Here is a 23,727-nt window from a genome sequence, read left to right as displayed (position 1 = left end):
AAATGTCAAAAATATCGCGACAAACTACTCGCGACGGCCATTTCAGGCAAGAGGTATTCGCACTTTTGCTGGTGCAAAAAAGGTGGTACTGTGCGCGCTCATCAATCCGGTGGTTAACCTGAAGAGAACAATGTATGGAATGCCGTCCGGATTGCGGGGCGTGTTGTACCGCCCCCTCAATCTCCAGCCCTATTCCGGGTATGCCAGATGGCAAGCCCGCCAATACACCCTGCATTCAGCTCGATGAACAGCAACGCTGTAAAATTTTTACCTCGCCACTGCGCCCGAGAGTCTGCGCAGGCTTACAAGCCAGTGCAGAAATGTGCGGCAACACGCGTCAGCAGGCAATGACCTGGCTTATCGATCTGGAAATACTGACCGCGCCTTAAACATCTTTAATCCGCAGTAAGCAGAACAGGGTGGCGATAATCATCACCATCGCAAACCAGAACACTGCATGATAATTCCAGATCTCTGCGACTATTCCGGCTACTGAACCGGCGATAATCCAGCCCACACGTGATGTATTGGTATAGAGCGTGGTTGCTGAACCCGCCTGGCCGGGCATCAGATCCTGAAAATAGAGCATCCCAATACCGCCAAGAATACCGATAAAAATAGCATTCAGCATCTGTAAGCCCAACAGAATGACAGGTGAATGTGCCATCAGCATACCTGCGTAAAAACAGATGCCACCCACGGCTGCTACGCGCATCAAGAACCGCTTACCCAGACGTTTGGCAAAATAACCGGCAATTAACATCGTCGGGATTTCCAGCCCGGCGGCGGTCCCCATCATCACACCCGCCAGTTTTTCTGGAAGATGTAGTTCGTTAATAATAAATAGCGGCATGTTGATGATGTACAGGCTATTTGAACCCCACATCAACGTACAAATGACAAACAGCAATAGCGTATCGCGACGGTTACGCCGCGGTGCTTCAACCGTGCCGGTCGCCAGCGGAACCTCTTTTTGCATCGACGGTAAAAACAGCCACACCATCACGCCGCAAACAATAAACGCTACCGCCGCGCTGAGATACATTACCGTAAAGCTGAAACCCATCGCTAAGGCATAAGCCAGCGGCGGGCCGATGACCCATGCCAGTGAAACCTGGGCGCGCAAAAAAGAGCTGAACATCACTGCTTCACGCCCGGTTTTATCGGCATGTTCACGGGCAAGAGCAAACATCTGCGGGTTGGCGGTAGAGCCAAAGCTGCTAAGAAAAACGCCGACAAACAACAGGATGAAGTAGTTGCGATTCCAGGCGAAAAGGGTGCAGGCCAGCACGCCTAACAGGCAGCAAAAGACAATCAGTGATTTACGATCGCCGCGCTTATCGGAGCGCCCGGCGAGAAACTGGCTGACCAGAATCCCGATGACGGCGCTGCCGGTAAAGAAGAATCCCACCATTGCCGGGCGGGCGTGTACCTCATCGGTAAGAAAAATACTGAGCGTTGGGGTTTGCAGAGCGCCTGCAATGCCGGTGAGAAAGGCAACAATTAAGAATGCCGTTGATGTCAGGTCAAACGATTTCGCGCTGGAGACTGCGGGGGAATTATGCATGCTGGTCGATCACTGAAAGATGAAGACGCGGAGTTTACGCCGCTTGTCAGAAAATAAACAGTCAGTGAAATCAAACTCGCCATGAATAATCAAAATGCTATTTCACTCTTGTTGAACCTTTGCTGACGCTGCTGAAATGATCATGTTGATAACAAATTTCGCCATCAGCGATTCAGATTATCGGCAAAAAAATGTGCAGCACATCAAACTTTTGTACATAATTTAGCGCCATCCCTTGCGTGCTGAAACAGAAGTATTATGCTTTCTTGAAACGTTTCAGCGCGATCTTGTCTTTAACCCTAAGCCAGGTTAGCGCTTTTTTTCTCATAGAAGCTGAATCGTTTCAATTCAGCAAGAGAGGAGAACTATGTTCCAGTTATCCGTACAGGACATCCATCCGGGCGAAAAGGCCGGAGACAAAGAAGAGGCGATTCGCCAGGTCGCTGCGGCGCTGGTGCAGGCCGGTAATGTCGCTGAAGGTTACGTCAATGGCATGCTGGCGCGCGAACAGCAAACCTCAACGTTCCTCGGCAATGGTATTGCTATTCCACACGGCACCACCGACACCCGCGATCAGGTACTGAAAACCGGCGTTCAGGTGTTTCAGTTCCCGGAAGGCGTGACATGGGGTGAAGGTCAGGTGGCATATGTTGCTATCGGTATTGCCGCCAGCTCGGATGAACATCTGGGGCTGTTGCGTCAACTGACGCACGTCCTGAGCGATGATTCCGTTGCTGAACAACTGAAATCAGCCACCACTGCAGAAGAACTGCGCGCACTGCTGATGGGCGAAAAGCAGAGTGAACAGTTGAAGCTTGATAACGAAATGCTGACGCTGGATATCGTCGCCAGCGATTTGCTGACTCTTCAGGCGCTGAATGCTGCTCGTCTGAAAGAAGCGGGCGCGGTTGATACCGCTTTTGTTACCAAAGCCATCAATGAACAGCCGTTGAACCTCGGGCAGGGGATCTGGCTGAACGATAGTGCCGAAGGCAACCTGCGCAGCGCCATTGCGGTAAGCCGTGCGGCAAATGCTTTTGATGTTGAAGGCGAAACGGCAGCCATGCTGGTGAGTGTGGCGATGAATGACGATCAGCCAGTCGCGGTACTTAAGCGTCTGAGCGACCTGCTGATCGACAATAAGGCTGAACGTCTGTTGAAAGCTGATGCAGCAACGTTGCTGGCGCTGCTGACCAGCGATGATGTGCCGACCGACGACGTGTTAAGCGCGGAGTTTGTGGTGCGCAATGAACACGGCCTGCATGCCCGCCCAGGCACCATGCTGGTCAATACCATTAAACAATTTAACAGTGATATTACCGTGACAAACCTTGATGGCACCGGCAAACCGGCAAATGGACGTAGTCTAATGAAAGTTGTAGCACTTGGCGTTAAGAAAGGTCATCGCCTACGTTTTACCGCCCAGGGAGCAGATGCTGAACAGGCGCTGAAAGCCATTGGCGACGCCATCGCCGCCGGTCTTGGGGAGGGCGCGTAATGAGCAGACGTGTTGCTACGATCACCCTCAATCCGGCCTATGACCTTGTCGGTTTCTGCCCGGAAATTGAACGCGGCGAAGTGAACCTGGTGAAAACCACCGGTCTGCATGCAGCGGGTAAAGGCATCAACGTGGCCAAAGTTTTAAAAGACCTGGGGATTGATGTCACCGTTGGCGGTTTCCTCGGCAAAGACAATCAGGACGGTTTTCAGCAACTGTTCAGCGAGCTGGGCATTGCCAACCGTTTCCAGGTTGTCCAGGGGCGTACCCGCATTAACGTCAAGCTGACAGAAAAAGACGGTGAAGTCACCGATCTCAACTTCTCTGGTTTCGAAGTTACTCCAGCCGACTGGGAACGCTTTGTGACGGATTCTTTAAGCTGGCTTGGTCAGTTCGATATGGTCTGTGTCAGCGGTAGTTTACCGTCAGGTGTCAGCCCGGAAGCATTCACTGACTGGATGACTCGCCTGCGTAGTCAGTGTCCTTGCATTATCTTTGATAGTAGCCGTGAAGCGTTAGTGGCTGGTTTGAAAGCGGCACCATGGCTGGTGAAACCTAACCGCCGTGAGTTGGAAATCTGGGCGGGTCGTAAACTGCCTGAAATGAAAGATGTCATTGAAGCTGCACATGCGCTACGTGAACAAGGTATCGCGCATGTTGTAATTTCACTGGGTGCCGAAGGCGCGCTTTGGGTTAATGCCTCCGGCGAATGGATCGCCAAACCACCGGCAGTCGATGTCGTAAGCACAGTTGGCGCAGGGGATTCTATGGTTGGTGGCCTGATTTATGGCTTGCTAATGCGTGAATCCAGTGAACACACACTGCGTCTGGCGACGGCTGTTGCAGCCCTGGCGGTAAGTCAAAGTAATGTAGGTATTACCGATCGTCCGCAGTTGGCCGCAATGATGGCGCGCGTCGACTTACAACCTTTTAACTGACAGCAGGAGAGGCATAATGAAAACGCTGCTGATTATTGACGCTAATCTCGGTCAGGCACGCGCCTATATGGCGAAGACCCTGCTGGGCGCGGCGGCGCGAAAAGCAAAACTGGAAATCATCGATAATCCTAACGACGCTGAAATGGCGATTGTTCTTGGTGATTCCATCCCGAACGATAGCGCGCTGAACGGTAAAAATGTCTGGCTGGGCGATATTTCCCGGGCCGTCGCGCATCCGGAGCTGTTCCTGAGCGAAGCCAAAGGCCATGCGAAACCTTACACTGCGCCGGTAGCTGCTACAGCACCGGTTGCAGCCAGCGGCCCGAAACGCGTGGTTGCGGTTACTGCTTGCCCAACCGGCGTGGCACACACCTTTATGGCGGCTGAAGCTATTGAAACTGAAGCGAAAAAACGCGGTTGGTGGGTGAAAGTTGAAACCCGTGGCTCTGTTGGTGCGGGGAATGCCATCACGCCTGAAGAAGTGGCGGCAGCGGATTTGGTGATTGTGGCGGCAGACATTGAAGTCGATCTGGCAAAATTTGCCGGTAAACCCATGTACCGCACTTCTACCGGACTGGCGCTGAAGAAAACGGCGCAGGAGCTGGATAAAGCGGTTGCTGAAGCGACGCCTTATGAGCCAGCAGGTAAAGCCCAAACGGCAAGCTCTGAAGCTAAGAAAGAGAGTGCAGGCGCGTATCGTCACCTGTTGACGGGCGTTTCTTACATGTTGCCGATGGTGGTTGCTGGCGGTCTGTGTATCGCGCTTTCTTTTGCGTTTGGTATTGAAGCATTTAAAGAGCAAGGGACGCTTGCTGCGGCGCTGATGCAGATTGGCGGCGGTTCAGCTTTTGCGCTGATGGTTCCGGTACTGGCGGGTTATATTGCCTTCTCTATTGCCGATCGTCCGGGGCTTACTCCGGGTCTGATTGGCGGTATGCTGGCGGTCAGCACCGGTTCTGGCTTCATTGGCGGTATTATTGCGGGTTTCCTGGCCGGTTACATTGCGAAGTTAATCAGTACGCAACTGAAACTGCCACAGAGTATGGAGGCGCTAAAACCGATTCTGATCATTCCGCTAGTTTCCAGTCTGGTGGTGGGTCTGGCGATGATCTACCTGATCGGTAAACCGGTTGCTGGCATCCTCGAAGGCCTGACCCACTGGCTGCAAACTATGGGGACTGCGAATGCGGTTCTGCTGGGGGCGATCCTCGGTGGAATGATGTGTACTGACATGGGCGGTCCGGTAAACAAAGCGGCGTACGCGTTTGGTGTGGGTCTGCTGAGTACTCAAACCTATGGCCCGATGGCGGCGATTATGGCGGCAGGTATGGTGCCACCGCTGGCAATGGGGCTGGCTACGATGGTGGCTCGTCGCAAATTCGACAAAGCGCAGCAGGAAGGCGGTAAAGCGGCTCTGGTTCTGGGACTGTGCTTTATTTCTGAAGGTGCAATTCCGTTTGCCGCCCGCGATCCGATGCGAGTACTGCCGTGCTGTATCGTTGGTGGGGCGCTGACTGGTGCAATCTCTATGGCGATTGGTGCGAAACTGATGGCGCCGCACGGTGGTCTGTTTGTTCTGCTGATCCCTGGCGCAATTACGCCGGTTCTGGGATACCTGGTGGCAATCATTGCCGGTACGCTGGTGGCAGGTTTGGCCTATGCTTTCCTGAAACGTCCGGAAGTGGACGCTGTAGCGAAAACAGCATAATAAAACGTGAACTGCAGGGCAGGAATTTTCTGCCCTGTATCCGTTGATGACCGCAAGATAAGTGAAAAGTGTTTGAAATTAATTCTATGAATTTAAATGGTTTTTACTTCAAATAGAAACCTGAACCTCTCATCAAACAGCAACGTCATTTTCTCAAGGGCAGATTAATTTCTGCCCTTTTTTATTGTTTCAGTTCTGTGCATTACTTCACAATTTCTTCGCTTTTTCTAAAACCGCCAATAATAGAGTTTTGTGAGCCTGCTCAAATCTGCTCATTTTGCCCCTCTGGCAGTAATTTACTTTAAGTAAAACAAGCATACTATGAGCACATGTTTAAATATGAACATATGTTTAAACGGTCTTTGCAGTACCTATATTCTTGTGGATTGACAGGGTTGGTAATTTTTTACCAGAGGACGTGCTATGCGCGAAAAGGAATATGTCGTAATTATAGGTTCGGCTAATATTGATGTCGCCGGATATTCACATGGATCATTAAATTATGCGGATTCAAATCCTGGGAAAATAAAATTCACCCCCGGTGGTGTAGGGCGAAATATTTCACAAAACCTGGCGTTGCTGGGGAAAAAATCCTGGCTACTGAGCGCCGTAGGAAGTGATTTTTATGGTCAATCGCTCCTGACACAAACTAATCAGTCCGGTGTTTATGTCGATAAATGCCTTATTGTGCCAGGGGAAAATACCTCAAGTTATTTATCTCTACTCGATAATACCGGTGAAATGCTGGTTGCTATAAATGATATGAATATTAGCAACTGTATTTCAGCGGAGTTCCTCTCACAGCACCGTGATTTTATTCAAGGGGCAAAGGTCATTGTCGCAGACTGTAATATCAGTGAAGAGGCGCTGATCTGGCTCCTGGATAACGCCGCCGACGCACCTGTATTTGTCGATCCTGTTTCAGCATGGAAATGCGTCAAAGTACGCGAACGGTTAAAGCAGATCCATACACTGAAGCCAAACCGTCTGGAAGCGGAAACCCTGAGCGGTATTGCCCTTTCGGGGCGTGAAGATGTGGCGAAAGTTGCCGCCTGGTTCCATCAAAATGGCCTGAACCGACTGGTTCTGAGCATGGGCGGTGACGGTGTTTATTACAGCGATATCCGCGGTGAAAGCGGCTGGTCTGCGCCGATTAAAACCAATGTCGTCAATGTTACCGGAGCGGGCGATGCCATGATGGCGGGACTTGCTTCGTGCTGGGTAGACGGGATGCCGTTTGCCGAATCCGTTCGTTTTGCACAGGGATGTTCGTCAATGGCGCTCTCCTGTGAATACACCAATAACCCTGATTTATCGGTTGCCAACGTTATATCGTTAGTGGAGAACGCAGAATGTCTGAATTAAAAATTTCCCCGGAGTTATTACAGATTTCCCCGGAAGTGCAGGATGCTTTAAAAAACAAAAAACCGGTTGTGGCGCTGGAGTCGACCATTATTTCTCACGGTATGCCGTTTCCACAAAATGCCCAGACTGCAATTGAAGTAGAAGAAACTATTCGTCAACAGGGAGCCGTACCAGCCACTATCGCTATTATTGGCGGTGTGATGAAAGTAGGCTTAAGCAAAGAAGAAATTGAATTACTGGGGCGTGAAGGACATAACGTAACCAAAGTTAGCCGTCGCGATTTACCTTTTGTTGTTGCGGCCGGAAAAAATGGCGCTACTACTGTTGCTTCAACCATGATTATTGCGGCGCTTGCCGGAATTAAGGTATTTGCCACCGGCGGTATTGGTGGGGTACATCGTGGCGCGGAACAGACATTCGATATTTCTGCCGATTTACAGGAATTGGCGCATACCAATGTTACCGTGGTTTGTGCCGGAGCGAAATCTATTCTCGATTTAGGTTTAACCACCGAATATTTAGAAACCTTCGGTGTGCCGTTAATTGGTTATCAGACCAAAGCATTACCGGCATTTTTCTGCCGCACCAGCCCGTTTGAGGTTAGCATCCGTCTCGATAGCGCCAGCGAAATTGCCCGTGCGATGGCGGTGAAATGGCAAAGTGGTTTGAACGGTGGCCTGGTGGTGGCGAACCCGATCCCGGAACAGTTTGCGATGCCGGAAGAAAGTATTAACGCTGCAATTGATCAGGCCGTTGCCGAAGCTGAAGAGCAAGGTGTAATCGGTAAAGAGAGTACGCCGTTCCTGCTGGCGCGAGTTGCTGAACTGACCGGCGGCGATAGCCTGAAATCTAACATCCAGTTGGTGTTTAACAATGCCATTCTGGCGAGCGAAATTGCCAAAGAATATCAACGTCTCGTGGGTTAATTTCTGACGGGCAGAAAGCCGTCGCCCGTACTTATCATACATACCGAAACCTGGCGTTGACGCCGGGTTTACTGGCATGAAGGGAAATCATTATGGATATAATGAGAAGTGTTGTGGGGATGGTGGTATTGCTGGCAATCGCGTTTTTGTTGTCAGTGAATAAAAAAAGCATCAGTTTACGCACCGTAGGTGCCGCGCTGCTGCTGCAAATCGCCATTGGCGGCGTTATGCTCTATTTTCCGCCGGGAAAATGGGCGGTAGAGCAGGCGGCGTTAGGCGTACATAAAGTCATGTCCTACAGTGACGCCGGCAGCGCCTTCATTTTTGGCTCGCTGGTGGGGCCGAAAATGGATGTCCTGTTTGATGGCGCAGGCTTTATTTTCGCCTTTCGCGTACTTCCGGCGATTATTTTCGTTACCGCACTCATCAGTTTGCTGTACTACATTGGTGTGATGGGACTGCTGATCCGTATTCTTGGTAGTATCTTTCAGAAAGCCCTTAACATCAGCAAAATCGAATCATTTGTTGCGGTCACCACCATTTTCCTCGGGCAAAATGAGATCCCGGCGATCGTTAAACCGTTTATTGATCGCATGAATCGCAACGAGTTGTTTACCGCAATTTGTAGCGGCATGGCATCTATTGCCGGTTCGATGATGATTGGTTATGCCGGAATGGGCGTGCCGATTGACTATCTGTTAGCAGCATCGCTGATGGCTATCCCTGGCGGGATCTTGTTTGCGCGTATTCTTAGCCCGGCGACGGAATCTTCGCAGGTGACATTTGAAAACCTGTCATTCAGCGAGACGCCGCCAAAAAGCTTTATCGAAGCGGCGGCGAACGGTGCGATGACCGGGTTGAAAATCGCCGCAGGTGTGGCGACGGTAGTAATGGCATTTGTCGCAATTATTGCGCTGATCAATGGCATTATCGGCGGTATTGGCGGCTGGTTTGGTTTTGCCAATGCCTCTCTGGAAAGTATTTTTGGCTATGTGCTGGCACCGCTGGCGTGGATCATGGGGGTTGACTGGAGTGATGCCAACCTTGCGGGGAGTTTGATTGGGCAGAAACTGGCGATTAATGAATTTGTCGCTTACCTGAGTTTCTCGCCCTATCTGCAAACGGGCGGCACGCTGGACGTGAAGACCGTGGCGATTATCTCCTTTGCGCTTTGTGGTTTTGCTAACTTCGGCTCTATCGGTGTTGTCGTTGGGGCGTTCTCGGCTATTTCGCCAAAACGTGCGCCCGAAATCGCTCAGCTTGGTTTACGGGCGCTGGCAGCCGCGACGCTCTCCAACCTGATGAGTGCGACAATTGCCGGGTTCTTTATTGGTCTGGCGTAATGCTCGATTCGTAGGCCGGATAATACGCATCAAGCGTCGCATCCGGCAATCACGCAGCATTCAAATAATTTTTACTGCATCATCCCGGAGAGTTTATTCTCCGGGTCCATCTCCCGCGCCAGCTCTAACAACTGCTTTCTGTTTTTAATTAAATATCCTTTCTTATTTTTAATTAATAAACCATCGTGAATGAATTGTGCGAGAACATATAACAGATGTCGATAAGAAACACCCAGATACTCTGCCGCCTGGGTATGCTTTTCGTGATAAAGATCACCTTCCTGCGAGAGTAATATAAATGCGGCCAGGCGATTCACTAACGGAAATGATTGATTCTGAGTTAAGGAAACAATATTGCGATAATTTTTATGGCTTAAGGTGACGCAGAGTTTTCGTAAAAATAGTGTGTCGTTTAATAACAGCGGACGGTAATTTTTCATGGGAAGCGCAATACACCAACACTCTTCAATAGCCTGCACCGCGCGCGGTTTATGGTCTTTATCGATTAACTCAATCTCGCCAATAAAACAGGGGGCGGCAAAGAAATCGATCAGCGACACCCGACCATTAGCAAGCGTGGCGTAGAGTCTGGCGCGGCCTCGCGTCAGGTAAAACAGCCATGACGGCTGTTGTCCTTCCTGCACAATGTAGTCACGCGCTAAAAAATGAAACAGCCGAGTGTCCACTGAAACATCCGTTGCAAAGCACACCTTAAATGCGGATTCGTCAATTAATTGCTGCTTAAGATCATTATTGTGGATTTCTTTCACGATGTTTACCCGCTATGAGATTTCTCATATTTAGCATACGTACGCTGTTGTTAAGATTCAATTATCGGCCCGATTGAATTTTCTTTGCTGTAGAAAAAATAACGCAACTTGAAACAGAGGGAATAAACAATGGAAAAAAGAAAAATTATCCTGGATTGTGATCCGGGTCATGATGACGCTATTGCAATAATGATGGCAGCGAAACATCCGGCGATTGATTTATTAGGTATTACCATTGTGGCCGGTAATCAAACCCTCAATAAGACATTAATTAATGGTCTGAATGTTTGTCAGAAACTGGAGATTAATGTTCCGGTTTATGCGGGGATGCCGCAGCCGATTATGCGCAAACAAATCGTTGCCGATAATATTCACGGTGAAACCGGACTGGATGGCCCGGTATTCGAGCCGCTGACCCGTAAAGCTGAAAGCACCCATGCGGTGAAATACATCATCGATACCCTGATGGCAAGCGATGGCGATATCACTCTGGTGCCGGTTGGTCCACTTTCAAACATCGCGGTGGCAATGCGGATGCAGCCTGCAATTCTGCCGAAAATCCGTGAAATTGTGCTAATGGGCGGCGCTTACGGTACAGGTAACTTTACGCCGTCTGCCGAGTTCAACATCTTTGCTGATCCGGAAGCCGCACGCGTAGTGTTCACCTCCGGCGTTCCGTTGGTGATGATGGGCCTCGATCTCACTAACCAGACCGTTTGCACCCCGGATGTGATTGCGCGGATGGAAAGGGCAGGTGGCCCTGCCGGTGAACTGTTCAGTGACATCATGAATTTCACCCTCAAAACTCAGTTCGAAAATTATGGTCTGGCTGGTGGCCCGGTGCATGACGCCACCTGCATTGGCTATCTGATTAACCCTGATGGCATTAAAACCCAGGAAATGTATGTCGAAGTAGACGTCAACAGCGGCCCTTGTTACGGGCGTACCGTCTGCGACGAACTGGGTGTTCTCGGTAAGCCCGCTAATACCAAAGTCGGCATCACAATTGATACCGACTGGTTCTGGGGATTAGTCGAAGAATGCGTTCGCGGCTACATCAAAACCCATTAAGTGTTGATAGCAAGTCGGGCCTGTATCGCAAGGTGCAAGCCCGGCTATTTATAATGGGCAGAAAGCCGTCGCCCAAAATGACATGAAGAGATAATAACTATGGATGTCATGAGAAGTGTTCTGGGAATGGTGGTATTGCTGACGATTGCGTTTTTGCTGTCGGTGAATAAGAAGAAGATCAGCCTGAGAACCGTCGGCGCGGCGCTGGTATTACAGGTCGTGATTGGCGGTATTATGCTTTGGCTTCCGCCTGGACGTTGGGTTGCAGAAAAGGTCGCTTTTGGTGTCCATAAAGTGATGGCGTACAGCGATGCGGGTAGTGCCTTCATCTTCGGTTCTCTGGTTGGGCCGAAAATGGACACCCTGTTTGATGGCGCAGGATTTATCTTTGGTTTCAGGGTATTACCGGCAATTATCTTCGTTACTGCACTGGTGAGTATTCTTTACTACATTGGCGTGATGGGGATCTTAATTCGTATTCTTGGCGGTATATTCCAGAAAGCTTTACATATCAGCAAGATTGAGTCATTTGTTGCTGTCACCACCATTTTCCTCGGGCAAAACGAAATTCCGGCGATCGTGAAGCCATTTATTGATCGTCTGAATCGCAATGAATTATTTACGGCGATTTGTAGTGGCATGGCCTCAATTGCCGGTTCGACGATGATTGGGTACGCTGCACTGGGCGTGCCAGTGGAATATCTGCTGGCGGCATCGTTAATGGCGATCCCCGGCGGGATCTTGTTTGCTCGCTTGTTAAGCCCGGCTACGGAATCTTCGCAAGTTTCCTTTAATAACCTCTCTTTCACCGAAACACCGCCAAAAAGCATTATTGAAGCCGCTGCTACAGGGGCAATGACCGGGCTGAAAATCGCCGCAGGTGTAGCGACTGTGGTGATGGCATTTGTCGCCATCATTGCGTTGATTAACGGTATTATCGGCGGTGTTAGCGGTTGGTTTGGTTTTGAAAATGCCTCGCTGGAGTCCATTTTAGGTTACCTGCTGGCTCCGCTGGCGTGGGTGATGGGGGTTGACTGGAGTGATGCCAACCTTGCGGGAAGTTTGATTGGGCAGAAACTGGCGATTAACGAATTTGTCGCTTACCTGAGTTTCTCACCGTATTTGCAAACCGCAGGCACTCTGGATGCTAAAACCGTAGCGATTATTTCTTTTGCGCTGTGCGGTTTCGCTAACTTTGGTTCTATCGGCGTGGTGGTTGGGGCATTTTCTGCGGTTGCGCCGCACCGTGCGCCGGAAATCGCCCAACTTGGTTTACGGGCGCTGGCGGCGGCGACGCTCTCCAACCTGATGAGTGCGACCATTGCCGGGTTCTTTATTGGTTTCGCTTGAGTGTCATTGCCTGATGCGCAAGCTTATCAGGCCTACATTTACTTGCTGAAATTGCCTGATTTGTAGGCCGGATAAGACGCGTCAAGCGTCGCATCCGGCAACATTGTTACACCATTGGCACTAATGAAAGCGCGTTATCGGCAGACAGAGTAGGGTTGTTTATGTTGCCGCTGGCGCGCGAAATTGCCGCGCAGGCCATCGCAAAACGGGCGCTATCGCGAAAACTGCTTCCTTCCAGAAAGCTATACACCAGTCCCGCCATAAAACCATCGTCGGCGCCAAAACTGTCTACCGTCGTATGTTTTGGTGCAGTCAGTAAAAATTGCTCGCCATCCTTTTCGCTGCAATAAACTGACTCATCGGGCAAATAAACAAACAGTTGCTGAACACCTTGCTGATGCAACGCATTCACTGCGGCATTACGGTCAGCATCGCTGGTGATCGCCTGTCCCCATAAAATTTCCAGTTCCTGCAAAGTCGGTTTCAGGGTGTGAATATGTGCCAGCCAGTGTTTGATTTTTCCTGCTTTAAATTCCGAAACGGTATCGACAAACACCGGAATTTCATCGGCAAGGGTAAAGACCCACTCCAGCGCCTCAGCAGTCAGGTTACAATCAGCCAGTACCACGCCCGCATGGCGAAGTAAATCACGCGACCCGTTCAGTAATTGCGGCGTCAATTGATCCAGAAGATGGGTATCGTTTATCGCCAGCACGGTTTCATCGTCTTGATTGGCAATCGCGAGATACGTTGACGTACTTTGACCGTGTAAACGAACGCAGCCTGAGACATTCACTCCGGCACGGCGCGTCTCTTCTAAGAGCATTTCGCCATAAAAGTCATCGCCAATCACCGAGAGTAAATGCACGTCACGGCCCAGTAGTGCCAGATTGTGGGCGATATTGCGCCCGACGCCGCCAGCCGAGCAATGAATTGTACCGGGATTAGAGGCCGCTTGCGGATAACGGATATCCGCCATCCCGCGAATATCCATATTGATTGTCCCCACCACCACACAGTATTCCTGCTCGGTGAGAATGTAACCTTTGCCTTTAATCAGGCCTTTGCGCATTAAATCCATAATATGCGCCGCTACGCGCGAACGGCTGATTTGCAGCATATCAGCAATTTCATTCTGCTGGATCAGCGGGTTACGCCGCAAAATTGCAAGGATCTCCTTCTCCCGGTTATTCATTTTCAGGCTACCGCTTTTTCAGTTTGTTGCGCTTTCAGCCAGGCGATTTCTTCCGCCCAGATATCCGGGTTAATGGTTTCGAGGATCAGCGGAATACCGTCGAAGCGATCATCCTGCATGATCCAGCGGAAAGCATCATGGCCAATATTACCTTCACCAAGACTGTGATGGCGGTCGACGCGGCTACCAAAGGTGCTTTTCGCATCGTTGAGGTGCATCCCGCGCAGATACTTAAAGCCGACAATACGGGCAAAATCTGCGAACGTTTTCTCGCATTCGGCAGGGGTACGCAAATCATATCCGGCAGCAAAAGCATGGCAGGTATCAATGCAAACGCCGACGCGGGATTTATCTTCCACGCCGTCAATAATCGCCGCGAGATGTTCGAACTTAAATCCTAAGTTGCTGCCCTGACCGGCAGTATTTTCAATCACCGCCGTCACACCTTGTGTTTTATCCAGCGCAATGTTGATGGATTCGGCAATGCGCGCCAGGCAATCCTCTTCTGAAATTTGCATCAGGTGACTACCGGGGTGGAAGTTGAGCAAAGAGAGACCCAGTTGTTCGCAACGCTGCATTTCATCTATAAACGCATCGCGCGACTTTTCCAGGGCTTCTGCGACCGGATGGCCAAGGTTAATCAGATAACTGTCGTGGGGAAGAATTTGCGCCGACGTGTAGTGATACTTTTCGCAGGCGGCTTTGAATTCATCGATGGTTTGCGTCGTGAGCGGTGCAGCACGCCACTGACGTTGATTTTTGGTGAACAAGGCAAACGCGGTTGCGTCGATTTCGGCGGCGCGAATTGCGGCATTTGCCAGACCGCCAGCAGCACTAACGTGCGCTCCAATGTATTTCATGCGAGGACTCCTGTTAAACCCGCTGGAGGAAAACGGTAATCATAGCGGGTTAACAGGAGCAAGATGTAGTGGTTTATGCGATGACGCTTTGAATCACATAGTTAATTGCACCACCACCAACAATCAGCCAGGCAAACAGTACCAGTGCCATCAGCAGAGGTTTCGCCCCGGCTTTTTTCAGCGCGCTGACGTGAGTGGTCAGACCCAGCGCCGCCATCGCCATTGCCAGCAGGAAGGTATCCAGCGTTACCAGCATGTTCACCACGCTCTGCGGTAACAGGTGGAACGAGTTAAAGATGGCAACTACGATGAACAAGATGGCAAACCACGGAATGGTGATTTTGCTTTTCTCGCCGCTGTTCGCCCCAGATAGCTGTTTAACACGTGCAGCCAGCAGAATAAGGAACGGGGCCAGCATCATCACGCGCAGCATTTTGGAAATAACTGCTGCGTTTTCTGCATCCGGGCTGATGGCATGACCTGCCGCCACCACCTGCGCCACTTCGTGCACAGTAGAACCAATGTAGATACCGAAAGTTTCCGGGCTAAACCATTGAGACATCAGCGGATATATCGCCGGGTAGAGGAAAATCGCGACGGTCCCGAAGATAACAACGGTTGCAACAGCCACGGTTACTTTACTGGCTTCCGCTTTCACTACCGGCTCAGTTGCCAGTACTGCAGCGGCACCACAAATACTGCTACCGGCACCAATCAACCAACTGGTGTGCTTATCCAGGCCAAACACTTTCTGCCCCAGGAAGCAAGCCAGCAGGAAGGTACTGGACAGCGTCAGCACGTCAATGATGATCCCACTGATACCGACATCGGCAATTTGCGAGAACGTCAGACGGAAGCCATAAAGAATGATACCCAGACGTAATAAATATTGCTTGGCAAACAGCACGCCACCGTCACAGCTTTTCCAGATGTGCGGATAGATGGTGTTGCCTAAAACCATCCCCAACAAGATTGCGAGGGTGAGGGCACTAAACCCGGCACCCGCAACGGCGGGAATGGAACCACCCCACAGGGCGACCCCGGTGATAACTGCACTCAGGGCTAACCCCGGAATAAAATGCCACAGTGTACGATGTTGTTTCTGTAAGGTGATATTCGTCATAACCCTCTCCTTTAACCGGGCATAAGGTTACGTCTAACTGGTTTAAAAATAAAATTGATTATATATTTATAATTAATCTTTATAAGTGGTAAGCGACTATGCACATCACCCTCCGACAGTTGGAAGTTTTTGCAGAAGTATTGAAAAGTGGATCCACCACCCAGGCGTCGGTGATGCTGGCGTTGTCGCAATCAGCAGTGAGCGCAGCCTTGACCGACCTGGAAGGGCAGCTTGGCGTGCAACTGTTTGATCGCGTGGGGAAAAGACTGGTTGTTAATGAACACGGACGGCTGCTTTATCCGCGCGCGCTGGCGCTGCTGGAACAGGCTGTTGAAATTGAACAACTGTTTCGCGAAGACAACGGCGCGATTCGTGTCTATGCCAGTAGCACCATCGGCAATTACATTTTACCCGCTGTTATCGCCCGTTATCGCCATGATTACCCGCAGTTGCCGATTGAACTTAGCGTTGGTAACAGCCAGGACGTGATGCAGGCGGTGCTGGATTTCCGCGTTGATATTGGCTTTATTGAAGGGCCGTGCCACAGCACTGAAATCATTTCTGAACCTTGGCTGGAAGACGAACTGGTGGTTTTCGCCTCGCCAACCTCGCCGCTTGCTCATGGTCCGGTCACCTTAGAACAGCTTGCTGCCGCACCGTGGATCCTGCGTGAACGCGGTTCTGGTACGCGGGAGATTGTCGACTATCTGTTACTGTCGCATCTGCCGAAGTTTGAGATGGCGATGGAGTTGGGAAACTCCGAGGCCATCAAACATGCGGTGCGTCACGGACTGGGGATTAGCTGCCTGTCGCGACGGGTGATTGAAGAGCAATTACAGGCTGGCTCTTTACGTGAAGTTGCTGTCCCGCTGCCGCGCCTGATGCGCACGCTGTGGCGTATTCATCATCGGCAAAAACACCTTTCCAACGCGTTAATGCGCTTTCTGGACTACTGCAATCCTGCCAATTTACCGCGTTAAGTTGCTGTACAGGAACATGCTGGCGCTGTGTCGATTTCGTGACGCAGCGCCAGCGTCAGGCATTCGCCAGAAAAGAGATTGGCTGCTTTACTTATAATTCCTGGGCGATCATGAAGGTCTCTTATAAAAGCGCATTTCTATCGGAAGGATTGCAAATCGTCTGCTACAATCGCGCCTCATTTTTAATGATGGATAGCATTTTCGTATGGTTTCCGAAACTAAAACCACAGAAGCGCCGGGCTTACGCCGTGAATTAAAGGCGCGTCACCTGACGATGATTGCCATTGGTGGCTCCATCGGTACGGGTCTTTTTGTTGCCTCTGGCGCAACGATTTCTCAGGCAGGTCCGGGCGGGGCGCTGCTCTCGTATATTTTGATTGGCCTGATGGTCTACTTCCTGATGACCAGTCTTGGCGAACTGGCGGCGTATATGCCAGTTTCTGGTTCGTTTGCGACTTACGGTCAGAACTATGTAGAAGAGGGCTTTGGCTTCGCGCTGGGCTGGAACTACTGGTACAACTGGGCGGTAACTATCGCTGTTGATCTGGTGGCCGCGCAGTTGGTAATGAGCTGGTGGTTCCCGGATGTCCCTGGTTGGATCTGGAGTGCGCTGTTCCTCGGCGTTATCTTCCTGCTGAATTACATTTCGGTCAGAGGCTTTGGTGAAGCGGAGTACTGGTTCTCACTGATCAAAGTTACGACCGTGATTATCTTTATCGCCGTTGGCGTGATGATGATTTTCGGTATCTTCAAAGGTGCACAGCCTGCTGGCTGGAGTAACTGGACGATAGGCGAGGCACCGTTTGCCGGTGGTTTTGCGGCGATGATCGGTGTGGCGATGATTGTCGGCTTCTCCTTCCAGGGAACCGAACTGATTGGTATTGCGGCGGGTGAATCTGAAGAGCCGGGGAAAAATATTCCGCGTGCGGTACGTCAGGTGTTCTGGCGAATTCTGCTGTTCTATGTATTCGCGATCCTGATCATCAGCTTGATCATTCCGTACACCGATCCAAGTCTGTTACGCAATGATGTGAAAGACATCAGCGTCAGCCCGTTCACGCTGGTGTTCCAGCACGCAGGACTGCTTTCTGCGGCGGCGGTGATGAACGCGGTTATTCTGACAGCAGTACTGTCAGCGGGTAACTCCGGTATGTACGCGTCTACCCGTATGCTGTACACCCTGGCGTGCGATGGCAAAGCGCCGCGTATTTTCTCTAAACTGTCGCGCGGCGGTGTACCACGTAATGCGCTATATGCCACGACGGTGATTGCCGGTCTGTGCTTCCTGACCTCCATGTTTGGTAACCAGACGGTGTATCTGTGGCTGCTGAATACCTCCGGGATGACCGGCTTTATCGCCTGGCTGGGGATTGCTATCAGTCACTATCGTTTCCGTCGCGGCTATGTATTGCAGGGACACGATATTAACGACCTGCCGTATCGTTCGGGCTTCTTCCCGCTGGGACCGATCTTCGCCTTTGTGCTGTGCCTGATTATCACTCTGGGCCAGAACTACGAAGCGTTCCTGAAAGATACCATCGACTGGGGCGGCGTAGCGGCAACGTATATCGGTATCCCGCTGTTCCTGGCCATCTGGTTTGGTTACAAGTTGATTAAAGGAACTCACTTCGTGCGTTACAGCGAAATGAAGTTCCCACAGAACGACAATAAATAAGCGTTATCTCTTCCTTATTAAGCCCTCTCACCTGAGAGGGCTTTTTCAATTCTATTTCCCATATAAATCATACGTATATAAAATTTAACAATTGAATTGATAATTGTTATCGTTTGCATTATTGTTACGCGAAATGAAAAAGGCTGACAAATCAGAGGCTGTTCAGGCGCTCTGGGATGATCACCTGCATACAAAAAAAGTCCACTGCGATGCTGCCGTGCGCAAGAGGACGTGAAGAAGATGTGAGCGATAACCCATTTTATTTTCGTAGTTACCTCATGGAGATATGGAATGTTTAGGTTGAACCCCTTCGTACGGGTCGGGCTGTGTTTGTCCGCGATTTCTTGTGCATGGCCTGTGTTAGCGGTTGATGATGATGGCGAAACGATGGTTGTCACCGCCTCTTCCGTTGAACAAAACCTCAAAGACGCACCTGCCAGTATCAGCGTCATTACCCAGGAAGACTTGCAGCGTAAACCGGTACAGAACCTGAAAGATGTCCTCAAAGAAGTGCCAGGCGTACAACTGACTAACGAAGGGGACAATCGCAAGGGCGTCAGCATTCGTGGTCTGGACAGCAGCTATACCCTGATTCTTGTCGATGGTAAACGCGTGAACTCCCGCAATGCTGTCTTCCGTCATAATGACTTCGATCTGAATTGGATCCCGGTTGATTCCATCGAACGTATTGAAGTGGTACGTGGCCCGATGTCCTCGTTATATGGTTCTGATGCGCTCGGCGGCGTGGTCAACATTATCACCAAAAAAATTGGCCAGAAATGGTCAGGAACCGTTACGGTCGATACCACCATTCAGGAACATCGCGATCGCGGCGACACCTACAACGGTCAGTTTTTTACCAGTGGGCCACTAATTGACGGCGTGCTGGGAATGAAAGCCTACGGCAGCCTGGCGAAACGTGAAAAGGATGACCCGCAGAACTCAACCACCACCGATAGCGGAGAAACGCCGCGCATTGAAGGATTCTCCAGCCGCGATGGCAATGTCGAATTTGCCTGGACGCCGAATCAAAATCACGATTTTACCGCTGGTTACGGTTTCGACCGCCAGGATCGTGATTCCGACTCGCTGGACAAAAACCGCCTGGAACGCCAGAACTACTCTGTCAGCCATAATGGTCGCTGGGATTATGGCACCAGTGAGCTGAAATACTATGGCGAGAAAGTCGAAAACAAAAACCCTGGTAACAGCAGCCCGATTACCTCAGAAAGTAATACTGTTGATGGCAAATACACGTTACCGCTGACGGCGATTAATCAGTTTGTCACGGTCGGCGGTGAATGGCGTCACGACAAACTTAGCGATGCGGTAAACCTGACCGGCGGCACCAGCACCAAAACATCTGCCAGCCAGTATGCACTGTTTGTGGAAGACGAATGGCGGATCTTCGAGCCGCTGGCGCTGACGACCGGCGTGCGTATGGACGATCACGAAACCTACGGCGATCACTGGAGCCCGCGTGCCTATCTGGTCTATAACGCCACCGATACCGTAACGGTGAAAGGCGGCTGGGCGACGGCTTTTAAAGCACCTTCTTTACTGCAACTTAGCTCTGACTGGACGACTAATTCCTGCCGTGGCGCATGTAAGATTGTTGGTAGCCCGGATCTGAAGCCAGAAACCAGCGAAAGTTGGGAGCTGGGGCTTTACTACATGGGGGAAGAAGGCTGGCTGGAAGGCGTTGAATCCAGCGTGACTGTTTTCCGTAACGATGTGAAAGATCGCATCAGTATCAGCCGCACGTCCGACGTCAACGCTGCACCGGGCTACCAGAACTTTGTAGGTTTTGAAACCGGGGCTAATGGTCGACGTGTACCGGTATTCAGCTACTACAACGTTAACAAAGCGCGCATTCAGGGCGTGGAAACCGAGTTGAAAATCCCGTTCAGTGACGAATGGAAACTGTCACTCAACTACACCTATAACGATGGTCGTGATGTCAGTAATGGTGAAAACAAACCGCTTTCCGATCTGCCGTTCCATACCGCCAACGGTACGCTGGACTGGAAACCACTGGTGCTGGAAGACTGGTCATTCTATGTTTCTGCTCATTATACCGGGCAGAAACGTGCCGATAGCGATACGGCTAAAACGCCGGGTGGCTATACGATCTGGAATACCGGTGCGGCATGGCAGGTGACCAAAGACGTCAAACTGCGCGCGGGCGTGCTGAACCTGACAGATAAAGATCTCAGCCGTGATGACTACAGCTATAACGAAGACGGACGTCGTTACTTTATGGCGGTGGATTATCGCTTCTGATGAGAAGATGCCCGGCGAACCGGGCGGACTGTCACTTCAGTAAATACTGCGCATGGAAGCGCAGATGATCCTCTATAAAAGAAGCAATGAAGTAATAGCTGTGATCATAACCCGGCTGAATACGCAGCGTCATCGGCCACGCTTTCTGGCGCGCGGCTTCTGCCAACACGGCGGGTTGTAACTGGTCGGCAAGAAACTGATCGTTATCACCCTGATCAATCAGCGTCGGGATCGCATCCTGCGCATTGCTGGCGTACATCAGCGCACAACTGTCCCATGCCACCCAGTCATTTTTATCCTCACCCAGATAGGTGCTAAATGCTTTGATTCCCCACGGAACGCTGCACGGATTCACAATCGGCGCAAAGGCGGAAACGCTGGTATATTTGCCCGGATTTTTCAGCGCCATAATCAGAGCACCATGACCTCCCATCGAATGGCCGCTGATGGCACAGCGATTGCTGACGTTAAATTGCGACTGAATCAGTGCTGGTAATTCATCACGCAGATAATCATACATCCGGTAATGTGCCGCCCACGGCGGTTGCGTGGCGTTAAGATAAAACCCGGCACCCTGGCCTAAATCATAGCCGTCGTCATTGGCAACATGTTCGCCACGCGGGCTGGTGTCTGGCATTACCAGTACAATCCCCAGTTCTGCCGCCATGCGCTGGGCACCTGCTTTGGTGGCGAAGTTTTCATCATTACAGGTTAAGCCTGAAAGCCAGTACAGCACCGGCGGCGGGGCGTTATCGCGGGGCGGTGGGAGAAAGATACTGAACGTCATCGAGCAGTTTAAGGTACTGGAGTCATGTCGCCAGCGTTGCTGCCAGCCTTCAAAACAGCGATGCTCTTCGAGCATTTCCATGCGTGGCTCCTTGTTATGTTGTTTGCAATTTTTTCATCATACCGTTTATTCAGTGTGTTGTGAGTAACTTTCACTTCCGCATATGCATAACGATGTTTTAACATCTACGGCTGAAAGGCAGCGGCAATTACAATAATTATCGCTGTGAATACTGGATTATGTGCGCCACCTCACGCACAATAATCAGGCTGCGAATCAGCTTAATAACTTTGCCCCCACGCAGGGCGGAGGCGTCACACCTGCAGGAGAAATCATAAATGCCATCACTCAGTAAAGAAGCGGCCCTGGTTCATGAAGCGTTGGTTGCGCGAGGACTTGAAACACCGCTACGCCCGCCCGTGCATGAAATGGATAACGAAACGCGCAAAAGCCTTATTGCCGGTCATATGACCGAAATCATGCAGTTATTGAATCTCGACCTGGCTGATGACAGTTTGATGGAAACGCCGCATCGCATCGCCAAAATGTATGTCGATGAAATTTTCTCCGGTCTGGATTACGCCAACTTCCCGAAAATCACCCTCATTGAAAATAAAATGAAGGTCGATGAAATGGTCACCGTGCGCGATATCACCCTGACCAGCACTTGTGAACACCATTTTGTCACTATTGATGGCAAAGCGACGGTGGCCTACATCCCGAAAGATTCGGTCATCGGCCTGTCGAAAATTAACCGCATTGTGCAGTTCTTTGCCCAGCGTCCGCAGGTACAGGAACGTCTGACCCAGCAAATTCTCATTGCGCTACAAACGCTGCTGGGCACCAATAACGTGGCGGTCTCTATCGACGCGGTGCATTACTGCGTAAAAGCGCGTGGTATTCGCGACGCGACCAGCGCCACGACAACGACTTCCCTCGGTGGTTTGTTCAAATCCAGTCAGAATACGCGCCACGAATTTTTGCGCGCTGTGCGTCATCACAACTGATTAAAAGGCAGGAACCATGGAGCGCAACGTCACGCTCGATTTTGTTCGCGGCGTCGCCATTCTGGGGATCCTGCTTCTCAACATCAGCGCCTTTGGACTCCCAAAGGCGGCTTATCTCAATCCCGCCTGGTACGGCACCATTACACCGCAGGATGCCTGGAGCTGGGCTTTTCTCGATCTTATCGGCCAGGTGAAATTCCTCACGCTTTTTGCGTTGCTGTTTGGTGCCGGTCTGCAAATGTTGCTGCCGCGTGGCAGACGTTGGATCCAGTCGCGTCTAACACTGCTGGTCTTGCTGGGCTTTATTCACGGTTTATTATTCTGGGACGGCGATATCCTGCTGGCTTACGGGTTGGTAGGCTTAATCAGTTGGCGACTGGTGCGCGATGCGCCATCGGTAAAAAGCCTGTTTAACACCGGCGTCATGCTTTATCTGATAGGGCTTGGTGTTTTGCTGTTGTTGGGGGTGATTTCCGATAGCCAGACCAGCCGTGCCTGGACACCGGATGCATCCGCCATTTTGTATGAAAAATACTGGAAACTTCACGGCGGCGTTGAAGCTATCAGTAACCGCGCCGACGGGGTAGGGAACAGTTTGCTGGCCCTGGGAGCGCAGTATGGCTGGCAACTGGCGGGGATGATGTTGATTGGCGCGGCATTGATGCGTAGTGGTTGGCTGAAAGGGCAGTACAGCCTGCGCCACTATCGCCGTACCGGTTTTGTGCTGGTGGCAATTGGGGTGATGATTAACCTTCCTGCTATCGCACTACAATGGCGGCTGGACTGGGCATATCGCTGGTGCGCCTTCTTACTCCAGATGCCACGAGAACTGAGTGCGCCATTTCAGGCGATTGGCTATGCCTCGTTACTGTTCGGCTTTTGGCCGCAATTAAGCCGCTTTAAGCTGGTGCTGGCGATTGCTTGCGTTGGGCGGATGGCGCTGACCAACTACCTGCTGCAAACGCTGATTTGTACCACACTGTTTTACCACCTCGGTTTGTTTATGCAGTTTGACCGTCTGGAACTGCTGGTGTTTGTTATTCCAGTATGGCTGGCGAATCTGCTTTTCTCTGTTATCTGGTTGCGTTACTTCCGCCAGGGGCCGGTAGAATGGTTATGGCGTCAGTTAACCTTGCGCGCTGCCGGACCTGCATTATCCAAAACATCCAGATAACGATCTGGATCACATTCATTAACAAAATGGTTGTAACCGTTTCCATTGCTGTGACTCGATTCACGAAGTCCTGTATTCAGTGCTGACAAAATAGCCGCCAGCAAGCA

General features: G+C 50.9%; 20 protein-coding genes. 14 read left to right on the top strand and 6 right to left on the bottom strand.

Annotation, left to right across the window (positions count from 1 at the left end):
- Nucleotides 1-134: 134 nt before the first annotated feature.
- The gene (locus A31E_RS11645) at nt 135-389 is read left to right on the top strand and encodes a YkgJ family cysteine cluster protein (RefSeq protein WP_001516722.1); all 255 of its coding nucleotides are present in this window, start codon (nt 135-137) and stop codon (nt 387-389) included.
- On the opposite strand, the gene setB is transcribed toward A31E_RS11645, so the two are convergent.
- Nucleotides 386-1,567 carry a sugar efflux transporter SetB gene (gene setB, locus A31E_RS11650; RefSeq protein ID WP_000551958.1) on the bottom strand — a complete coding sequence of 394 codons (1,182 nt, stop codon included), beginning with the start codon at nt 1,565-1,567 and terminating at the stop codon, nt 386-388. The two genes, A31E_RS11645 and setB, sit on opposite strands and share 4 nt — an antisense overlap.
- Nucleotides 1,568-1,934: 367 nt before the next feature.
- Here setB and fruB point away from each other — a divergent pair, with 367 nt between their 5' ends.
- The 6 genes from fruB to A31E_RS11680 all read left to right on the top strand — a co-directional run bounded on the left by fruB (nt 1,935) and on the right by A31E_RS11680 (nt 9,345).
- Entirely contained in the window at nt 1,935-3,065 is a 1,131-nt protein-coding gene (gene fruB / locus A31E_RS11655) for a fused PTS fructose transporter subunit IIA/HPr protein (protein WP_000487268.1), read from the top strand.
- Nucleotides 3,065-4,003 (top strand): 1-phosphofructokinase, encoded by a 939-nt coding sequence (gene fruK / locus A31E_RS11660; RefSeq protein WP_001516719.1) that lies wholly within the window; start codon nt 3,065-3,067, stop codon nt 4,001-4,003. The genes fruB and fruK overlap by 1 nt, the downstream gene beginning before the upstream one ends.
- Nucleotides 4,004-4,019: 16 nt before the next feature.
- Nucleotides 4,020-5,711, top strand: a complete 1,692-nt coding sequence (gene fruA, locus A31E_RS11665) for a PTS fructose transporter subunit IIBC (RefSeq protein WP_001516718.1) — start codon at nt 4,020-4,022, stop codon at nt 5,709-5,711.
- Nucleotides 5,712-6,134: 423 nt separating this feature from the next.
- Entirely contained in the window at nt 6,135-7,076 is a 942-nt protein-coding gene (locus A31E_RS11670; RefSeq protein ID WP_001516717.1) for a pseudouridine kinase, read from the top strand.
- On the top strand, nt 7,064-8,002 hold the full coding sequence (gene psuG / locus A31E_RS11675; RefSeq protein ID WP_001516716.1) for a pseudouridine-5'-phosphate glycosidase: 939 nt from the start codon (nt 7,064-7,066) through the stop codon (nt 8,000-8,002). The genes A31E_RS11670 and psuG overlap by 13 nt, the downstream gene beginning before the upstream one ends.
- A gap of 92 nt (nt 8,003-8,094) precedes the next feature.
- Nucleotides 8,095-9,345, top strand: coding sequence for a NupC/NupG family nucleoside CNT transporter (locus A31E_RS11680; RefSeq protein WP_016248968.1), 1,251 nt, complete (start codon nt 8,095-8,097; stop codon nt 9,343-9,345).
- A 71-nt stretch (nt 9,346-9,416) separates the two neighbouring features.
- Here the strand turns inward: A31E_RS11680 and A31E_RS11685 are convergent, their stop codons facing one another.
- Nucleotides 9,417-10,115, bottom strand: a complete 699-nt coding sequence (locus A31E_RS11685) for a transcriptional regulator YeiL (RefSeq protein WP_000658566.1) — start codon at nt 10,113-10,115, stop codon at nt 9,417-9,419.
- Between the two features lie 129 nt (nt 10,116-10,244).
- Between A31E_RS11685 and rihB the strand changes: the two genes are divergently transcribed.
- Nucleotides 10,245-11,186, top strand: a complete 942-nt coding sequence (gene rihB / locus A31E_RS11690) for a ribosylpyrimidine nucleosidase (protein WP_000415437.1) — start codon at nt 10,245-10,247, stop codon at nt 11,184-11,186.
- A gap of 99 nt (nt 11,187-11,285) precedes the next feature.
- On the top strand, nt 11,286-12,536 hold the full coding sequence (locus A31E_RS11695; protein WP_000382959.1) for a NupC/NupG family nucleoside CNT transporter: 1,251 nt from the start codon (nt 11,286-11,288) through the stop codon (nt 12,534-12,536).
- Between the two features lie 106 nt (nt 12,537-12,642).
- On the opposite strand, the gene A31E_RS11700 is transcribed toward A31E_RS11695, so the two are convergent.
- The 3 genes from A31E_RS11700 to A31E_RS11710 all read right to left on the bottom strand — a co-directional run bounded on the left by A31E_RS11700 (nt 12,643) and on the right by A31E_RS11710 (nt 15,714).
- On the bottom strand, nt 12,643-13,731 hold the full coding sequence (locus tag A31E_RS11700; RefSeq protein WP_001064961.1) for a sugar kinase: 1,089 nt from the start codon (nt 13,729-13,731) through the stop codon (nt 12,643-12,645).
- 2 nt (nt 13,732-13,733) lie between these two features.
- Entirely contained in the window at nt 13,734-14,591 is an 858-nt protein-coding gene (nfo, locus tag A31E_RS11705) for a deoxyribonuclease IV (RefSeq protein WP_000873880.1), read from the bottom strand.
- 73 nt (nt 14,592-14,664) lie between these two features.
- Nucleotides 14,665-15,714 carry a YeiH family protein gene (locus A31E_RS11710; protein ID WP_000182053.1) on the bottom strand — a complete coding sequence of 350 codons (1,050 nt, stop codon included), beginning with the start codon at nt 15,712-15,714 and terminating at the stop codon, nt 14,665-14,667.
- A 98-nt stretch (nt 15,715-15,812) separates the two neighbouring features.
- Between A31E_RS11710 and yieE the strand changes: the two genes are divergently transcribed.
- From yieE to cirA, 3 genes are all read left to right on the top strand, one after another.
- Nucleotides 15,813-16,694 (top strand): DNA-binding transcriptional regulator YeiE, encoded by an 882-nt coding sequence (gene yieE, locus A31E_RS11715; RefSeq protein ID WP_000548304.1) that lies wholly within the window; start codon nt 15,813-15,815, stop codon nt 16,692-16,694.
- A 205-nt stretch (nt 16,695-16,899) separates the two neighbouring features.
- Nucleotides 16,900-18,369, top strand: coding sequence for a lysine-specific permease (gene lysP / locus A31E_RS11720; protein ID WP_000253267.1), 1,470 nt, complete (start codon nt 16,900-16,902; stop codon nt 18,367-18,369).
- Nucleotides 18,370-18,660: 291 nt separating this feature from the next.
- Entirely contained in the window at nt 18,661-20,652 is a 1,992-nt protein-coding gene (gene cirA / locus A31E_RS11725; protein ID WP_016248967.1) for a catecholate siderophore receptor CirA, read from the top strand.
- A gap of 31 nt (nt 20,653-20,683) precedes the next feature.
- On the opposite strand, the gene yeiG is transcribed toward cirA, so the two are convergent.
- On the bottom strand, nt 20,684-21,520 hold the full coding sequence (yeiG, locus tag A31E_RS11730; RefSeq protein WP_016248966.1) for an S-formylglutathione hydrolase: 837 nt from the start codon (nt 21,518-21,520) through the stop codon (nt 20,684-20,686).
- Between the two features lie 257 nt (nt 21,521-21,777).
- Between yeiG and folE the strand changes: the two genes are divergently transcribed.
- The gene (gene folE, locus A31E_RS11735) at nt 21,778-22,446 is read left to right on the top strand and encodes a GTP cyclohydrolase I FolE (protein WP_001139613.1); all 669 of its coding nucleotides are present in this window, start codon (nt 21,778-21,780) and stop codon (nt 22,444-22,446) included.
- A gap of 16 nt (nt 22,447-22,462) precedes the next feature.
- Nucleotides 22,463-23,620, top strand: coding sequence for a DUF418 domain-containing protein YeiB (gene yeiB / locus A31E_RS11740; protein WP_001516708.1), 1,158 nt, complete (start codon nt 22,463-22,465; stop codon nt 23,618-23,620).
- The last annotated feature ends 107 nt before the right edge of the window (nt 23,621-23,727 follow it).

It is taken from the genome of Escherichia sp. KTE159, from assembly GCF_000408805.1.
Lineage (GTDB): Bacteria > Pseudomonadota > Gammaproteobacteria > Enterobacterales > Enterobacteriaceae > Escherichia > Escherichia marmotae.
This window is presented reverse-complemented; position numbering and strand designations above follow the sequence as displayed.

Bases quoted from the DNA above. Each gene is read 5' to 3' on its own strand.
- A31E_RS11645 (WP_001516722.1), top strand. From the start codon at position 135: ATGGAATGCCGTCCGGATTGCGGGGCGTGTTGTACCGCCCCCTCAATC.
- setB (WP_000551958.1), bottom strand. From the start codon at position 1,567: ATGCATAATTCCCCCGCAGTCTCCAGCGCGAAATCGTTTGACCTGACA.
- fruB (WP_000487268.1), top strand. From the start codon at position 1,935: ATGTTCCAGTTATCCGTACAGGACATCCATCCGGGCGAAAAGGCCGGA.
- fruK (WP_001516719.1), top strand. From the start codon at position 3,065: ATGAGCAGACGTGTTGCTACGATCACCCTCAATCCGGCCTATGACCTT.
- fruA (WP_001516718.1), top strand. From the start codon at position 4,020: ATGAAAACGCTGCTGATTATTGACGCTAATCTCGGTCAGGCACGCGCC.
- A31E_RS11670 (WP_001516717.1), top strand. From the start codon at position 6,135: ATGCGCGAAAAGGAATATGTCGTAATTATAGGTTCGGCTAATATTGAT.
- psuG (WP_001516716.1), top strand. From the start codon at position 7,064: ATGTCTGAATTAAAAATTTCCCCGGAGTTATTACAGATTTCCCCGGAA.
- A31E_RS11680 (WP_016248968.1), top strand. From the start codon at position 8,095: ATGGATATAATGAGAAGTGTTGTGGGGATGGTGGTATTGCTGGCAATC.
- rihB (WP_000415437.1), top strand. From the start codon at position 10,245: ATGGAAAAAAGAAAAATTATCCTGGATTGTGATCCGGGTCATGATGAC.
- A31E_RS11695 (WP_000382959.1), top strand. From the start codon at position 11,286: ATGGATGTCATGAGAAGTGTTCTGGGAATGGTGGTATTGCTGACGATT.
- A31E_RS11700 (WP_001064961.1), bottom strand. From the start codon at position 13,731: ATGAATAACCGGGAGAAGGAGATCCTTGCAATTTTGCGGCGTAACCCG.
- nfo (WP_000873880.1), bottom strand. From the start codon at position 14,591: ATGAAATACATTGGAGCGCACGTTAGTGCTGCTGGCGGTCTGGCAAAT.
- A31E_RS11710 (WP_000182053.1), bottom strand. From the start codon at position 15,714: ATGACGAATATCACCTTACAGAAACAACATCGTACACTGTGGCATTTT.
- yieE (WP_000548304.1), top strand. From the start codon at position 15,813: ATGCACATCACCCTCCGACAGTTGGAAGTTTTTGCAGAAGTATTGAAA.
- lysP (WP_000253267.1), top strand. From the start codon at position 16,900: ATGGTTTCCGAAACTAAAACCACAGAAGCGCCGGGCTTACGCCGTGAA.
- cirA (WP_016248967.1), top strand. From the start codon at position 18,661: ATGTTTAGGTTGAACCCCTTCGTACGGGTCGGGCTGTGTTTGTCCGCG.
- yeiG (WP_016248966.1), bottom strand. From the start codon at position 21,520: ATGGAAATGCTCGAAGAGCATCGCTGTTTTGAAGGCTGGCAGCAACGC.
- folE (WP_001139613.1), top strand. From the start codon at position 21,778: ATGCCATCACTCAGTAAAGAAGCGGCCCTGGTTCATGAAGCGTTGGTT.
- yeiB (WP_001516708.1), top strand. From the start codon at position 22,463: ATGGAGCGCAACGTCACGCTCGATTTTGTTCGCGGCGTCGCCATTCTG.